Consider the following 15,802-nt stretch of genomic DNA (forward strand, 5'->3'; position numbering starts at 1 on the left):
GTTCCCTCCGACCCGAAACTCCATCGTCCTTATGATTCAACATTTTGCTAGAGATATCCTCCCCTGCATGAGAAAAGAGACCGCAGCGGGTCTCTTAATTTTTCGCATCCAACCGGAAGGCTGCCAGCGATTCTCGTAGTCTGTCGGCAAGTGCAGAGAGCTGATCGGCTGAAGCCGCGATCATTTCCATGGCTGCGCTCTGCTCTTCCACCGCTGCGGAGATGCTCTGGACACCGGCAGCCGCTTCTGTCGAGGCAGCGGATACTTCCTGTGCGACTGCAACGACTTGCTGGGCCTCTGGAGCGATCCTGGCAAAAGCCTGCCGAACCCCCTCCATTTCGGAGGAGACTCTGCGGATATTCTCTTCGATTCGCTGAAACAGCTCGCCGGACTGACGGGCTGTACGGGAACCGTCCTTGACGGTGCGCGTGCCTTCGGCCATTTTCTCCACAGCGGCAGTCGTGCTCGCCTGGACGTCGCTGATCATGGCGACAATTTGCTGGGCGGCTTCATTCGTACCTTCTGCCAGCTTGCGAACCTCATTGGCCACGACGGCGAATCCCTTGCCGTGCTCGCCTGCCCTCGCTGCTTCGATGCTGGCATTGAGCGCGAGCAGATTTGTCTGACGGGCGATCTCCGTAATCGCTGCGATGATTTTGGAAATCTCCCGTGAGCGCAGCTCGAGTCCGTGAATGACTTGTGTCGTCGCTTCCACAGCTCTGTTAATCTGATCCATGCTGCTGACGACAGCCTCGATGGCCTGCCGCCCTTCCTCTGCGTGAATTCTCATCTCCCTGGAGGAGATCGCCACCTGCTCGACGTGTCCCGTTACGCCCGAGACCGTTGCCGTCAAATCCTCTGCCAAGTGCAACGTGCGCGCCAGCTTGTCGACCTGTCGATCTGCAGATGCTGCCACATGGTCGACGACCTGCACAATTTGCCCGCTGGATGAGGAAATTTCCCCCGTATTTCCGTGGATCTCCCGTACCGACTCCGCAACCGAATGAGAGGCGTGCCGGACCTGGATCAAAATGTCGCTCAGCTGATCCCGCATGGCAAACAGCGATCGCGCCAGCTCTCCCAATTCGTCCTTTCGCTTCAAAAGAGCAGGCGGAACAGCACAGGTAAAGTCGCCCTGCCCGATCCTTCTGGCTACCAGCAGCATTCCGGCAAAAGAGCGGCGCAGCCAGGCAGCGGTGACAGACGCAATAACCACCACCAATATCAGGACGATTCCGTTGAACAGCAAAATGGCATTGCGGATACTGTTCGGTCCGGCCATAATTTCCGTCATGTCCATTTCCGCCAGGATCGCCCAGGTCTGCTTGCCCACCTTCACCTGATCGTACGATACCAGCACTTCCTCTCCGCGATAGTCTGTCGACTGCACGGTAGCAGCGGTCTGATTGGAAAACAACACCTGATCGGCAATCTCCGTGTCGACCTTCACCTGCAACAGAGTTGGCTCCCCGCCGCCAAGATCAGTCCGCATCAGTTTGTCTTGTCCGATCAAATACACCTTCCCAGTGGCGCCGAGTCCCTCTCTTCTGTTCAGTTGCCGGGATATGTAATCGAGCGGGACTTCTGCCGCCAATTGTCCGATGACGGTGCCGTGATCAAAGATCGGGACTGCCATGAAGATGGCCGGAGCGCCGCCAGACGGTTCATACCGGCTGACATCTGACAGTTCAAGGCTCAAGCCTTTGAATGCCTTTGCCACCGTCTGCCCCAATGTCGTACCACTATATGGCCCACTGAGGAGATTCGTGCCAAAATCAGCCTGCGGTTTTGTCTCAAAGACGACTTCTCCTTTGTCATTCAGCAAATACGCATTGGCGAAGCCGTATCTCGCCACTTCCATCTTCAACTCCTTGCCCCGCGCTTCCTCTACCTCCTGATAAACGGGGGCTTCCCTGCCCTGTTTCCATACGGCTTCAAAAGCAGGCAAGGCATCAATCACCGAGCCGGATGCAGCCAGTGTCTCCAGGTTCTTGGATCGCTCGCGAAAATAGTTTTCCACCTGTTCCTTGTTGCTGTTGCGAAGCGCCTCCAGTGTGGCTGCGCTCCCCTCCAACAGCTCCTGCTTCGTTTGCGAATAGGCAAATACACCCGCAGCTGTCAGCGGCACAATTCCTGCCAACAGCAAGGCAATCAACATCCGAGCCCCCAGTTTCATAGAGTTGCCCCCTTGTCTCTCTTGTTCTCCGGTAGATATTTTCAAATTTTATGACTAGTAAGAACATAGTACCAGAAAACATGTCATAGAGGCATACCATTTTTCCTAAATAAGGGATCGGCAAGCAAGGAATGCAACCGGAGAAAGCAGCAAAAAATGCCAGCCGCTCCGTAAACCCGAGGCAACTGGCATCTACTCTTTTTCTCTTTCAGACAATCGATACGTTCCCGGCAACTCTTCAAAACTCGAATTCCAGCGTCTTTAGCCTGGAGTCGTATTGGAACCCCAATTTTTCTCCCAACCGGATGGACGCCTCATTCGTTTCCATTGTCGCCCAATGCGGGGTAAGCCCGAATTGCAGGCAGTGCTCCAAATACAAGACGCATGCTGCTGTCGCCAGCCCTTGGCTTCTCTCTTCTTCCCTGTACGTTTCCACATTGATCTCGTGGTGCTTGCCGTATACACAGCAGGAGAAACACGCGCTGACGACCTCGTCGCCCTTCATGATGCAATACCCGAGACCCTGTTTCAGAAAATCGTCGACCGAGTACCAGAATTCCGCAATCGCGTTCGACAGGTACTCGTCCCGATCTCTTTCGATCACCGCAGCGTCTATTTTCCTCGCGCTATACCCGCCTGGCAATGGCTTGAAGCTGCTCTTCGCGACCAAAAAGCGATCGGGATGAAACGTGAAGTAGCATTCAAAATCCGGCTCGTAGTCTCTGTGTGAGATTGCTTCTTCAATGGCTTTTTCCCACGCTTCATCGCTCAATACCGCGATGAAATAGGTGCCTCCGCACGATTCGTAGGTGTCGATTTTCAGCTTTGTGTCGATAAACTCCCGGAGAGGGGCAATAAATTTCTGATTGTGCGGATCGCCGATGAATAAGGAGCTGATTCCCGTGACATCGACCAGCGCCGTTTTCGGCTGGCTCAGGTCGTCAACATAAATCGTCCCTCTGTTTACGCCATCGATAATTGCATGTACCGTTCTGTTGTAGATCTGCTCCGTTGCCGGGAGCAGGCTCCTGACCTTGCGATGATCCTGCCGGTCCAGTTTGAAAATCACTCGTCCAGGCTCCTTTCTTGCCGATGCTCGGCTTTTCTTTTCGTCTAAAGGGCATGCAGGCACCCCCCGTCTGTTCTTTGTTCATGAATGTCCCGGCCCTTCAAGTGCTTCAACAGAATCCTCATGGATGCTTGAACGACTCGCTTCGGTACGGGGATAGGCAGGGGAGCAGAGCGTTTGCGCCAGTGCTCCCCTCTGATAATCGGGTCATAATCAATCCTTCTTTCATCGGGGGATTCGAGAATTTCAGCCAAAATCATGCGAGCCCGGTGCAGGCGGGATTTTACCGTTCCTGCCGGGACACCTACAAGCTCAGCGATTTGTTTGACGGGCAGATCCTTGAAGTAATGAAGCTGGACGACAACGCGCAGATCGTTATCCAATCCGGCGACGGCCTCCTTCAATGCAACCGTTTCTTGCAGACCAACCACGGTTTCACCGCAAAATCCCGACTGGATGATCCGCATCCGTTTTTGCATGCGCAGCAATTGTATGCATTCGCGAATCAGAATCCGAAACAGCCACCTTTTGAAATATGCAGGCTCTTTCAAACTGCGAAGGGCACGATACGATTTGAGAATCGCTTCCTGTATCGCGTCAGCGCAATCCTCGTCGCGTTTGAGATACATTTTTGCCAGACCGTAAAGTCTCCGCTCATAGGCCACAACCAGCCTGCCGAAAGCATCTCTGTCGCCGTTTTTTGCAAGCAGGACATCCTGCAGCATGCTCGGTTCGCTGTTCACATGGGAAAGCCTCCTTTGTCCAAAATTTCATCTACATGAGTCTAGACGCGCGAGTGAGCCAACCGGTTCACGAAAAAATGACTATTTTTCATGTTTTGACAATCCCGCTCAGCTTCAAGGCAAAAAAGAGCCGCCGGTTTCAGGTTGCACCGTTCTCTAAACCGCCGGCACGGATTGGACCATGCAAGCAGCAGAGAGCGGCACACCTCACACCCAACGACTCTTCTCTCTCGAAACTCTTTTTCTTTTGTTTACACAGCCGTTTCGCAAATCATGGCAATCTCATCGCACATAGGAAGTTTGGAGCAATTGATGCAGTCCTTCCATACTTTTTGCGGCAGCGTTTCCTTGGCGACGATATGAAAACCGCACTTTTCAAAGAATTCCTTCTGGTAGGTAAGAGCCAATGCCCGATTGATGCCAAGGTCCCGGCACTGATCAACCAAGTGAAGCACCAGCTGTTTGCCTACCCCCAATCCCTTTGCCCGCTCCGCGATGGCCAGAGAACGGATCTCCGCCAGATCCTCCCACAAAATATGCAGCCCCGCCACGCCGACTACCGATTCGCCGTCGTGAGCGACAACAAACGACTGCAAATGTTCACAAACCGATAATTTTGTCCTCGGGAGCATCAGTCCTTGTTGTGCATATTGATTAATAATCTCCAGCATCTGATCTACGTCTTTCATCGTTGCCTTTCGCACCGCTATCGCTTTGGTGACAACCATTTTACTCTCCCCCACTCCATGCTCTCACAGTCATCTATGGCATAATAAATATTCATTATGATATATAAATATACATCCGGTATCGTGAGAAGTCTATCCTTTTTTCGCCCCTCTTTTTTGTTTTTTCGACGATCAGGAATTTTTTTGCAGGAATTAGTTGTGCTATAATCTTCTATAACCAAAAAGGAGGTGTCTTCCTTTTGACGACACGCAGAGAACGAAAGAAGCGGGAAACGCGCGAAAAAATCTTTAATGCCGCTATCAAACTATTTAAACAGCACGGGTTTGAAGCCACCACGATTGACATGATTTCTGAAGAAGCGGATGTTGCCCGCGGAACCATTTTTCTTCATTTCACGTCAAAGGAAGCAATCCTCGCCAACTGGGGATATGAGCGGTTGCATGAAATCGAGGAACGCCGGGAAGAGTGGGATTACGGGGATAGCTGCAAGCAAAAAGTACTTCGCATCTACAAAATCATGAATGAGGTCAATATCCAAAACTACGACTTCATCAAAGTGCTGGTAGAGTCCTCCATGAAGCACAGAAAGATTCTGGAGAACGAAAAAAACGTCTATTATGAGCTGCGCCAGTTGTTTGCCGATCTGATCGAGGAAGCGCAGGAAAAAGGCCGGCTGAAAACGCGCTTCAATCCGTTGGTGGCAGCCAACATGCTGGAGAATATTTACTACAATGCGCTTTACGATTGGGTACGCAACGAAGGTGCCTGGGCGTTGGAAGAAATCATGGAAGAGAAGGTCTCGATTGTTTTTGAAGGCCTGGACGCAGAATAACATCTGACGTCCGGACCTTCTCTCATACTGGCGGCATTGACAGCTGCCCCCGTTCCCCCATACACAGGTCAAGTTCCCCCTATCGTTTCCACAATTCTGCACCTCACCATCAGCCCCGGTCCATTTCCCTTTTCCTGTGTCGAATAAAAAGGAGCTCCCACCTGCTCAAGCTGTATCTGTGTCATGCCTTTTCCCTCGTCTTTAATGGAAACAACCACATCCCTGTCCTGCCGTTTCGCTCCTATTTCCAAAATTCCGCCATTCCGCCATGCTGCATCGCTTCCATGCCGTTTTTCAACAGATTCATACGGACCTGTCCCACCATATGCTTGTAACAGCCAGGCAGGCACCATAATGATAAGCAACTGGAACAGGATGTTTTCTACAACCAGCATGATACTCTCGGCTCTTCACAATTGTCTGACTCTTCCCTGAAAAATAGTCTGTCGGTACAAACGGAAAGGGAAGTTTTTGAAAACGCACATTGGATCGAGGTTTTCCTTGCGGAGACTGGGACATTTCCCTATGATGATGAAGATAGCCTGTTTTTGACCTTGGAGGTAACATACACAAATGCGAAATGGTATCAAACGTGAAGATATTGAACTTTTGGCGCCCGCAGGAAACTGGGAGTGTCTGAAGGCTGCAGTCGCCAACGGAGCAAACGCCGTCTTTTTCGGTGTGGAGAAGTTTAACGCACGGGCAAGAGCCGAAAATTTCCAGATGGCGGAACTGCCGGAGATTATGGCTTTTTTGCACATGTATGGAGTCAAGGGCTTCTTGACCTTTAACATTCTCGTTTTTGAAGATGAAATGAACGAAGCCCGCAAGCTGGTCGAGGCCTGTATTGACGCCGGCGTGGATGCGCTGATCGTCCAGGATCTGGGGCTGGTCAAGCTGATTCGTGAAATCTCCCCTGATTTTCCCATTCACGGGTCCACCCAGATGACGATCACCTCGCCGGAGGCAGTCGAATTCACGAAGCCGTTCTCGATCGAGCGCGTCGTCCTGGGACGGGAAAACTCATTGAAGGAAATCAAAGTCATCGGCGAAAAAGCGAAGCTGCCGATGGAGGTATTTGTCCACGGCGCTCTCTGCGTATCGTACTCCGGTCAGTGCCTGACTTCGGAAATGTGGGGAGGCCGCTCCGCAAACCGCGGCGAGTGTGCGCAAGCCTGTCGTCTGCCGTACGATTTGATCGTCGACGGTGTTCAAAAAGAGATGGGCAATATCGCCTACCTGCTTTCACCAAAGGATTTGGCCGCGATCGAGCTGGTACCGGAGCTGATCGAAGCGGGCGTCACCTCGTTTAAAATCGAAGGCCGGCTGAAATCGCCTGAATACGTGGCCAATGTTGTGAGCAAATACCGCGCCGCCATCGACCGCTATTTTGCCGGACAGGACGCCTCTGTGAGCGAGCAGGACATCCGGGAGCTGCAGCAAAGCTTTTCCCGCGGCTTTACGCACGGCTTTTTGGAGGGAACCAACAACAAGACCCTGCTGGACGGCAGCTTCCCGAAAAGCCGCGGCGTCTTCCTCGGAACCGTCAAGAAGGTGCTCAAAAACGCTGTTCTCGTCGAGCTGTCTTCACCATTGAAGCGCGGCGACGGAATCGTATTTGACGCTGGTGATCCGACCCAGAAGGAAGAGGGCGGACGCGTGTACGATCTGCTCCAGCGCGGCAAAAAAGTAGAGGGCGAAGTAAACAGCGGGCTCTACGAGATCGTCATGGGACGAAACGACGTCAAGCTGCAGCGCATTCATGTCGGCGACCGCGTCTGGAAAACGAGCGATCCGGAGCTGGACAAACGTTTGCGCAAAACCTTTGAAACGGAAAAGCCGTACCGGACCTTCCCGCTCAGCGTACATGTGAGCGGCAAGCTCGGGGAAAAGCTGTCTGTCACGTGGGTGGACAAAATGGCGAACAACGCCGTCACGAGCCAATCGGAGATACCGCTGGAAGCAGCCGTAAAGCGCCCGTTGACTGCAGAGCTGCTGCTCGATCAGCTCGGACGCCTCGGCGGCACGATCTACCGCCTCGAAGCGGCAGACTTGACGGTAGCACTCGACGGCGAGGTAATCGTGCCTGTCAGCGAGCTGAACCGGATGCGCCGGGAAGCTGTCGAACAGCTTCTCTTCCTGCGGACCAAGCCGCCCGTCTATCAAAAACGCACTGTTGACGCGTACGCAGATGTAAAAGAGCGCGGCCAAGTGGAAAAACCGAAGCTGACTGCTCTCTGCCGTTCGCTTGAGCAAGTGGAAGCCGCTGCTCAGACCGACGTCGATTTCCTGTACGCCGATTTTGAATTCGTCAAGCAGTACCCGGATGCGGTCAAACTGGCGCATCGCTATGGCAAAAAGATCGCAATCGCAACAATGCGCATCCACATGCCTGACGAGAACGGGGTCCTCGCCCTGATCGCCAGAAGCCAGCCTGATGCCATTCTTGTGCGAAATACGGGAGCGCTTCACTATTACATGGCCCGCAGACACGAGCTGGGTATTCCCTTGATCGGGGATTTTTCGCTCAATATCGCCAACCATAAGGCAGTCGAGCTGTTCCTGGATTGCGGGCTGGAGATGGTAACGCCTTCCTATGACCTGAACATCCAGCAGATGGTCGATCTCCTCGAAAACGCGGACGCGTCCAAGATGGAAGTGGTCATTCATCAGCATTTGCCGATGTTCCACACCGAGCACTGCGTATATTGCACGTTCCTCAGTCCCGGCACCGACCATACCAACTGCGGAACGCCTTGCGAAACCTCCCGCGTTTCGCTGCGCGACCGGGTCGGCTTCTCCCATCCGGTGCGTGTCGATACCGGCTGCCGCAATACCGTTTACAACGCCATCGACCAGTCTGGCGCCGAGTACTTGAGCGAATTTACCAAGCTGGGCGTAGGCAGCTACCGGATCGAATTTTTGGAGGAAGAGCCGGAGCGAGTGCAAGAAGTGATTCGCCTGTACCGCCAAGCGCTGCGCGGCGAAGTCAGCGGCTCCCACGTATGGCGCTCGCTGAAAGCGACCAACCAATTGGGTGTAACCCGCGGCCAGCTGATCAAATAAACCGGAAGTCCAATTGATGTATATCTCACGGAAATTGTGCGACGGACGCCCATTTCCGATACAGGGAGGAGAATAGCCCATGGCAGACCTGACTTTGCCAACGCAAGAAAACCTGGCTACGATCATCGAAGGCATCAAAGCGAAGCTGAACATGGCCAACACCGCCGTTATGCGGCCGGAGGATTTTGACCTCGAGCATTACGAAGACCTTTTGTACCTGTACAATATGGTTCAGAAGAAAGCGAGCTTCAGCATCAATGAAATGACTGCCATCGTCGAAGAGCTGGGCGGTATGCGCAAGCAGTCGTAAGCATATGTGTCCAAAGCGAAAGCGCCGTATCCGTTGGGGAGCGGCGCTTTTGTTGTGTACGGGCGACCGTTTTCGAACGGTGATTTCTGTGCTTCGTGAGAATCTTTTTTGATCCGTGTTGTCAGATTCCTTTTCTATGTCTGTCTTCTGGCATCTTCACGCTTCAGACATGGACGCTTTGCTCCAGTTCTCCCTCAGAGGAAGCAACTACGACTGCCGCAGAAGCGTCCCCGATGACGTTTACCGAGGTCCGGAACATGTCGAGAATCCGGTCCACCCCAGCGATCAGCGCCATTCCCTCCAACGGCAGCCCGACGGAGGTCAGCACCATTGTCAGCATGATCAAGCCTGCCCCCGGCACTCCTGCCGTTCCGATCGACGCCAGCGTAGCCGTCAGGACGATCGTCAGCAGCTGGGCAAAAGACAGATCGATCCCGTAGAACTGGGCGACAAACAGGGCGCATACACCCTGGTACAGCGCCGTACCGTCCATGTTGATCGTCGCTCCGAGCGGCAGGACGAAGCTGCTTACCCGTTTGGAGACGCCCAGATTGCTTTCCACGTTTTGAATCGTGATGGGGAGTGTTCCCGAGCTGCTGGAGGTGGAAAAAGCGATCATCCCGGCAGGAGCAATGCCTTTGAAAAACTGCAGCGGCTTCATCCCGGCAAAAAGCTTGACGCTCAGCGAATAGACAATCGCGGCATGCAGCAAACAGCCGATCGCGACACCGAGAATGACTTTGGACAATGGCAGCAATACGGAGAGACCGTATTTCCCGACGATCGGCGCCACGAGTCCGAAAACGCCGATCGGAGCAAATCGCATGACGATGCCGGTAATCTTGTACATCACTTCGGCGAACTGCTCGAAAAACAGTTGAACGGTCCGCGCCTTCTCTCCTGCCAGCGAAATCCCGATACCGAGAAAAATCGCAAAGAAAATAATGGGCAGCATGTCGCCCTGTACAAGTGCGGCGAACGGATTGGTCGGGATGATGGCAAGCAGGGTGTCGATGATTCCCGGAGTCTCCTTGGCCTCTACCCTGGCCTCCTCCGGCTTCAGCTCCAGTCCCGCTCCGGGCGACATCAGGCTGGCGATGATCAAACCGAGGATCACAGCCAGAGCGGTCGTCACCAGGTAATAGGCAATGGTTTTGCCGCCCATCCTCCCCAGCTTTCTGACATCTCCCGTACTGGAAACACCTGTGACCAGTGAAGCCAACACGAGCGGAACGATAATGAACTTGATCAAACGCAAAAATAAATCTCCCAACGGCTTGACGGTCTCCGCGCTCGTGCCTGCGATGATCCCCACAATGATAGCGATTGCAAATGCGACCATGATCTGCGTGATCAGATTCCCACTCCACGCTTTTTTCATCCCAATCCCCCTCCCTTGATTTTGAAAGATAGGAATTCTTGCTACAAATCTATGCGAAGAGGCGGACAAATAGATCAGCATAGAGGAATTCCGGAGAGGGAGATCACTGAGGAGCCGGGGTCAGATAACCTTTCTTCAAAATAAAGAAGCCTATCGCTTTGATAGACTTCACAATAAGCTCTATATTCTTCTCGTCAGAGACTAGTGATTGACGATGCCCGCACGGACTTCTGCCTGCTCCTGCGGTTCGGACAGCTCGCAGCCTTCCTTCCACAACAGGTAGCGAATACTGTCCACGAGCGCTTCCCAGCTCGCTTCGATCACGTTGGTCGAGACGCCGACAGTGCTCCACTTCTCCCCTTTGCGGCCTGATTCGATCAGCACGCGGACTTTTGCCGCGGTGGCGCCATTCTCGTCCAATACACGCACCTTGTAGTCGGTGAGATGCATTTCGGACAGACAAGGAAAGTGATTTTCCAACGCTTTGCGGAGCGCATTGTCAAGCGCGTTGACAGGGCCGTTTCCTTCGGCGGCGGTATGAACCAACTGTCCGTTCACATGCAGCTTTACAGTTGCTTCGGACAGAATCGACCGGTCCGCTGACTTTTCCATCAAAATTTTAAAGGAATCCAGAGTAAACAATTGCTCCAGCTTGCCTCCGGCATCGAGCAGCATCAGCGAGAGAGAAGCTTCTGCTCCTTCATACTGGTAGCCCTGGAATTCCCGTTCTTTGATCCGCTGGATGATCTCTCGCGCTTCCTGCTTATCCAGCGCCACATCGATGTCCAGCTCATCAGTCTTGGCGAGCAGGTTGCTTTGTCCCGACAGCTCGGAGACGAGTACGCGCCGCTTGTTGCCGATCAGCTCAGGGTCGATATGCTCATACGTTTTCGGGTCCTTCAGCACGGCGCTTACATGGATTCCGCCCTTGTGGGCAAACGCGCTGTTGCCGACGAACGGCTGATTGTTCGGCATTGCCATGTTGGCTACCTCCGCGACGAAGCGGGATAGCTTGGTCAACTGCTGCAATTGCTCCGGCTCGACACATTGGTATCCCATCTTCAACTGCAGATTGGGAATGACGGATACCAGGTTGACATTGCCGCAGCGCTCCCCGATGCCGTTTGTCGTCCCCTGCACCTGCTCCGCTCCGGCCTGAACGGCAGCCAGCGCATTGGCGACGGCCAGCTCGCAGTCATTATGCGGGTGAATGCCGAGCCGCGTCTGCAGGCTCCCTTTTACCGTCTTTACTGTTTCATAGATTTCATGGGGCAAGCTGCCGCCGTTTGTATCGCACAGCACGATCCAATCAGCTCCCGCCCCTTCCGCCGCTTCCAGTACGCGCAGAGCGTAAACCGGATTGGCTTTATATCCGTCAAAAAAGTGCTCGGCCAAAAACAGAACAGTCAGTCCTTTTGATTTAAGAAATCCGACGGAATCGGCAACCATGCGCAAATTCTCATCCAAGGTCGTCTTGAGTGCGTCTGTGACATGCAAATCCCATGATTTTCCGAAGATCGCTGCGGCACTCACGCCGCTTTGGAGCAGCGCCCGCAGGTTTTCATCCTCGGCTGCAGGCACATTCGGACGACAGGTGCTGCCGAATGCGGTTATCGTTGCGTGCTGCAGGGGAATTTCTTTGATTCTCTCAAAAAAAGCCATATCCTTTGGATTGCTCCCCGGCCAGCCGCCTTCGATGAAATCGATACCGAACTGATCCAGACGGAGGGCGATTTTCACCTTGTCCTCCACTGACAAGCTGACGCCCTCTCCCTGGGTGCCATCCCGGAGAGTCGTATCGTACAAGCATACGTTTGGTTTCATCGTTTCTCCACCCCATGAGTTTCTTCATTTTTCAGAATTGTCACTGAATTTATCTTTATGACGCTATTCAGTATACCATAGCCCAGAGGGAAAGAAAACGCGTGATTTCGCGGCTTTTGCTTATGTACACAGGGCGTGGACAAAGGCTGCTGCATGCTCGATCGCGCTCTCCAATTGCGGACTTGGACCGGCGAAAGGATGGCGCGTGTTAAACGTGTGGTCCCCCTCCTCAATCCAGTGGACACGGACGTCCTTGGCAGCTTCCTGCAGACGCTTGGCCCCTTTTACCAGGCGTTCGTAATCCTTTGTTCCCTGAATGATGCAGAGCGGCTGCTCCATGGAGCTCACTTTGACAAGCAGATTGTACGCTTCCCGGTTTTGGTCGACATCGTCGATGACTGCCTTTGTGATCGGCATCTGCTGGCCGGTCCGGGCATTGGCGATGTATCCGACTCCCTTTTCGGCAATTTCCTGTCGCAGTCTGGCGTCGAACAGGTCGACATCAGCCGTGCCGTTCCATGTGATGATCCCTTTGACAAGCGGATGGTTCGCCCCGAACAGGATGGCGTCAGCCCCCCCCTTGCTATGTCCCATGACAAACAGCTTCTCCCTGTCAAACGCAGCTTTAAACGGGCAAGCTTCGCTGTGCAGCCACTCGGTCAGTACCCGAAGGTCAGCGATTTCACGAGCATACGTATTTCGCCCAAATTTTTCGAGCTCATCAAACTCTGTTCCGCTTTCTCCCACACCGTTGCAGGAAAAATTGAACCGGACCACAGCCATACCCAGCTTCGCCAACCGATTTGCCGCATAAGGAAAGCTTCCCCAGTCTTTGAAGCCTTTAAAGCCGTGGCAGAAAATCAACAGCGGTTGTCCTGCGTCCTTTTCCTGCGCATGAAAATCTCCCCGAATCACCAATTCTTCGTCGACAGGAATGCGAAATGACTCCATCATTTCCTGACACCTCCATTTTGTTTTTTCTATATTATGCGTGGTATCGGTCCCGAAATGAAGACAGCTTGTCCATTTTTGCCCGAATGTTTTTCCTTTCCTGACGGATCTTTTGCACATACGGACGTCCTGATACACTCTGGAACGTCCGTACATGCTGCATTCTCCCATGACGACTTTTTCAACCTATTACTTTTCATTATGCCTATTGTGAAACAAGCGAATCCTTTTCCAAAAGGTGCAAGGCGTATTCCAGCGGCCGACGTACTGCTTGCCGGTAACGACTGAGCTGCCCGAGCTTACGGAAGATGTCCCGTCCCGGCTTGGGGTTGATCTCAATGATCCAAACGCGCCCCTCTGTGTCTATCCCCAGATCAAAGCCAAACTCCATCATCTGACCAAAATGGCTTTCGAGCTTCTCGGCGGTGACCAGGGCCAGCTCCTGGCATTGGTGTATGATGATCTCGGCCAGGTCCACCCCGAAGCGGCTGGACAGGAATTGGCCAGCTGGCAAAGCCGTACCCCCGCCGTGCAGATTCGACGTGGAGGAGTGAGCCGGCCCGACACGCATTCCCATACCGGTCGTCCGCCAGACTCCCTGCCCGTCTTTTTGAATCAGCAGGCGGGCGTCTACGGTTCGGTCAGACAGCAAGCCGAGGTCAAGCCCCTGTTGCAGGAAAAAATGTTCGTCTCCCCGCTTTTCCTGCTCCACCCACTGTTTGATACGCTGAGTCAAGGAGGCTGTGTTCGGCAGAATCTCGTTCTTCTGTCCTTGCTTTTTGGTCCGTCCGCACAAAAGAAAGCGGTCTCCCTTTCGCTCAATCCGCAGAATGCTTCGGCCTGCAGTGCCGTTTGATGGTTTAAGGTACAGACGAGGATGCTTTTTGATCATGTCACTGAGATTTTTCTTGCTGAACGGCACTGTCTCCGGGAGCCATTGGTACACCTCCGGTTCCTGCTCTAGGATCTGATGGACGCGGAACTTGTTGGCGAAACGATTGTTCGCAAAGCGAAAGATGCTCCCCTCTCGAATGGGCAAGTAATGCCTATGCTTTGCTAACGGATAATAGCGATAATAGTCAATGACGATGTCCGGCCACTCGCGCCATCTCCACTTCCATCCCGCACCGTATGGCTCATAGCCCCTGATTTGGTGGAATATCCTATCTACATCCTGAGGGGAAAAGACAAAGACCTCCACTCCCATTGACGTCCCCTCTTCCACGAGACGACGCAAAAAAGCCGGATTTCCATAACCTTTATCTCCCCGGTATACCAAGATGCCGATTCGTTTGTCCACTTGTGGCAACACCTTCTTTCTCGGAAAAGTCCTCATCTCTAGCTTATGGTTGCCCAAAGGAAAAAGCGCCATATCCACATAGGGACAGACGCCTTTTTACGCGATTGTCTTTTATTTAGCTCCGGATCCGTTCATAGAGTAAGAACGTATGCGGTACAGGATTTTTCTCGTCTACGACGCCTTCCCGTCTCCATACCAGCTCAAAAGCCTCCCGGTCCCATTCGGGGAAAAACGTATCGCCCTGCGTTTCCATATCGATTTCCGTAATATACATCCGATCGACGACATCCAAAAACTGGCGGTACAGCTCGGCTCCGCCAAAAATAATCACATCGCCCAAAGCCAGCACGTCTTCCTTGGTATGGACGACTTCTGCACCCTCCGCAGAAAAGTCTTTGCTCCTCGTCAAAACGACATTGCGCCGGTTTGGCAGCGGCTTGCCGATGGAAGCAAAGGTTTTTCGCCCCATGACGATGGTTTGTCCGGTCGTAATTTCTTTTACATGCTTCAGATCATTGGGCAGATGCCAAGGCATGGCCCCGTCTTTGCCAATTACGCGATTGCGCGTATGGGCGACGATCAGGCTGATCATACCGATCCCTCCCTTCCCAAATTGTCTCTCTTACACTGCGATTGGTGCTTTGATGCCGGGATGAGATTGATAGCCAACCAATTCAAAATCCTCGTACTTATAATCAAAGATAGAGTCCGGTTTCCGCTTGATTTGCAACGTCGGCTGAGGATAAGGCTCTCTCGTCAACTGAAGCTTGACCTGCTCCAAATGGTTCGAATAAATATGAACGTCCCCGCCTGTCCAGATCAGCTCCCCTACTTCCAGATCGCATTGCTGCGCTACCATGTGGGTCAGGAGGGCATACGAAGCGAGGTTAAACGGCAATCCGAGGAAGGTGTCCACCGACCGCATGTTAAACAAGCACGACAGGCGGCCATTCGCCACATAGAACTGAAACGCGTAATGGCAAGGCGGCAGCGCCATATCTTCCACCTCGGCTGGGTTCCAGGCACTGACGAGGTGACGCCGAGAATCGGGATTGGTCCGAATCTGCTCGATGACGTTTGCAATCTGGTCGACGACTTGTCCGTTTGGACCAAGCCAGGTACGCCACTGAGCACCGTACACTCGCCCCAGGTTGCCTTCTTCGTCCGCCCATTCATCCCAGATCGTAACGCCGTTGTCATGTAAATAGCGAATGTTCGTCTCCCCGCTTAAGAACCAGAGAAGCTCGTGAATAATGGATTTCATATGCACCTTTTTTGTGGTTAAAAGCGGAAATCCTTGCCGAAGATCCATTCTCAGTTGTCTTCCGAAGACGGAGATCGTCCCTGTGCCTGTACGGTCTTCTTTCTTTACACCATTGTCCAATATATCTTGAAGCAGTTCCAAATAAGCCTTCATAAGCCACCTCGTTTTCAAAATCTGGTCATGACAAATGCCGCTT

14 protein-coding genes are annotated in these 15,802 nt (G+C 53.0%); 3 read left to right on the forward strand and 11 right to left on the reverse strand.

The window, feature by feature from the left end:
- Positions 1-94 precede the first annotated feature (94 nt).
- The 4 genes from NST96_RS20515 to NST96_RS20530 all read right to left on the reverse strand — a co-directional run bounded on the left by NST96_RS20515 (position 95) and on the right by NST96_RS20530 (position 4,716).
- Positions 95-2,176: a methyl-accepting chemotaxis protein gene (locus NST96_RS20515; RefSeq protein WP_227277926.1), complete on the reverse strand. Its 2,082-nt coding sequence runs from the start codon at positions 2,174-2,176 to the stop codon at positions 95-97.
- 238 nt (positions 2,177-2,414) lie between these two features.
- The gene (locus tag NST96_RS20520) at positions 2,415-3,245 is read right to left on the reverse strand and encodes a GNAT family N-acetyltransferase (RefSeq protein ID WP_172920287.1); all 831 of its coding nucleotides are present in this window, start codon (positions 3,243-3,245) and stop codon (positions 2,415-2,417) included.
- A gap of 44 nt (positions 3,246-3,289) precedes the next feature.
- Entirely contained in the window at positions 3,290-3,988 is a 699-nt protein-coding gene (locus tag NST96_RS20525) for a sigma-70 family RNA polymerase sigma factor (RefSeq protein WP_003389017.1), read from the reverse strand.
- A 251-nt stretch (positions 3,989-4,239) separates the two neighbouring features.
- Positions 4,240-4,716 (reverse strand): N-acetyltransferase, encoded by a 477-nt coding sequence (locus NST96_RS20530; protein WP_003389016.1) that lies wholly within the window; start codon positions 4,714-4,716, stop codon positions 4,240-4,242.
- A 200-nt stretch (positions 4,717-4,916) separates the two neighbouring features.
- Here NST96_RS20530 and NST96_RS20535 point away from each other — a divergent pair, with 200 nt between their 5' ends.
- Positions 4,917-5,510 (forward strand): TetR/AcrR family transcriptional regulator, encoded by a 594-nt coding sequence (locus NST96_RS20535; protein WP_003389015.1) that lies wholly within the window; start codon positions 4,917-4,919, stop codon positions 5,508-5,510.
- 68 nt (positions 5,511-5,578) lie between these two features.
- Here the strand turns inward: NST96_RS20535 and NST96_RS20540 are convergent, their stop codons facing one another.
- Complete coding sequence (locus NST96_RS20540; protein ID WP_039071067.1) at positions 5,579-5,905, reverse strand: ATP-binding protein; 327 nt, start codon at positions 5,903-5,905, stop codon at positions 5,579-5,581.
- 178 nt (positions 5,906-6,083) lie between these two features.
- On the opposite strand from NST96_RS20540, the gene NST96_RS20545 reads away from it, so the two are divergent.
- Both NST96_RS20545 and NST96_RS20550 read left to right on the forward strand, forming a co-directional pair.
- Positions 6,084-8,576 carry a U32 family peptidase gene (locus NST96_RS20545; RefSeq protein WP_003389013.1) on the forward strand — a complete coding sequence of 831 codons (2,493 nt, stop codon included), beginning with the start codon at positions 6,084-6,086 and terminating at the stop codon, positions 8,574-8,576.
- Between the two features lie 79 nt (positions 8,577-8,655).
- Positions 8,656-8,886 carry a DUF1128 domain-containing protein gene (locus NST96_RS20550; protein ID WP_003389012.1) on the forward strand — a complete coding sequence of 77 codons (231 nt, stop codon included), beginning with the start codon at positions 8,656-8,658 and terminating at the stop codon, positions 8,884-8,886.
- A gap of 163 nt (positions 8,887-9,049) precedes the next feature.
- Here NST96_RS20550 and NST96_RS20555 read toward each other — a convergent pair whose 3' ends face one another.
- The 6 genes from NST96_RS20555 to NST96_RS20580 all read right to left on the reverse strand — a co-directional run bounded on the left by NST96_RS20555 (position 9,050) and on the right by NST96_RS20580 (position 15,759).
- Positions 9,050-10,267, reverse strand: a complete 1,218-nt coding sequence (locus NST96_RS20555) for a dicarboxylate/amino acid:cation symporter (RefSeq protein ID WP_342404378.1) — start codon at positions 10,265-10,267, stop codon at positions 9,050-9,052.
- A 201-nt stretch (positions 10,268-10,468) separates the two neighbouring features.
- Positions 10,469-12,091, reverse strand: coding sequence for a citramalate synthase (cimA, locus tag NST96_RS20560; protein ID WP_003389010.1), 1,623 nt, complete (start codon positions 12,089-12,091; stop codon positions 10,469-10,471).
- A gap of 120 nt (positions 12,092-12,211) precedes the next feature.
- A complete protein-coding gene (locus NST96_RS20565; RefSeq protein ID WP_342404381.1) occupies positions 12,212-13,045 on the reverse strand; it encodes an alpha/beta hydrolase in 834 nt (277 codons plus the stop codon).
- A gap of 202 nt (positions 13,046-13,247) precedes the next feature.
- The gene (locus tag NST96_RS20570; protein ID WP_003389008.1) at positions 13,248-14,342 is read right to left on the reverse strand and encodes a YheC/YheD family protein; all 1,095 of its coding nucleotides are present in this window, start codon (positions 14,340-14,342) and stop codon (positions 13,248-13,250) included.
- 115 nt (positions 14,343-14,457) lie between these two features.
- The gene (locus NST96_RS20575; protein WP_003389007.1) at positions 14,458-14,934 is read right to left on the reverse strand and encodes a dihydrofolate reductase; all 477 of its coding nucleotides are present in this window, start codon (positions 14,932-14,934) and stop codon (positions 14,458-14,460) included.
- 30 nt (positions 14,935-14,964) lie between these two features.
- Entirely contained in the window at positions 14,965-15,759 is a 795-nt protein-coding gene (locus NST96_RS20580) for a thymidylate synthase (RefSeq protein ID WP_003389006.1), read from the reverse strand.
- Positions 15,760-15,802 lie beyond the last annotated feature (43 nt).

This window comes from Brevibacillus sp. FSL K6-2834, from assembly GCF_038592925.1.
Classification (GTDB): Bacteria; Bacillota; Bacilli; order Brevibacillales; family Brevibacillaceae; genus Brevibacillus; species Brevibacillus borstelensis.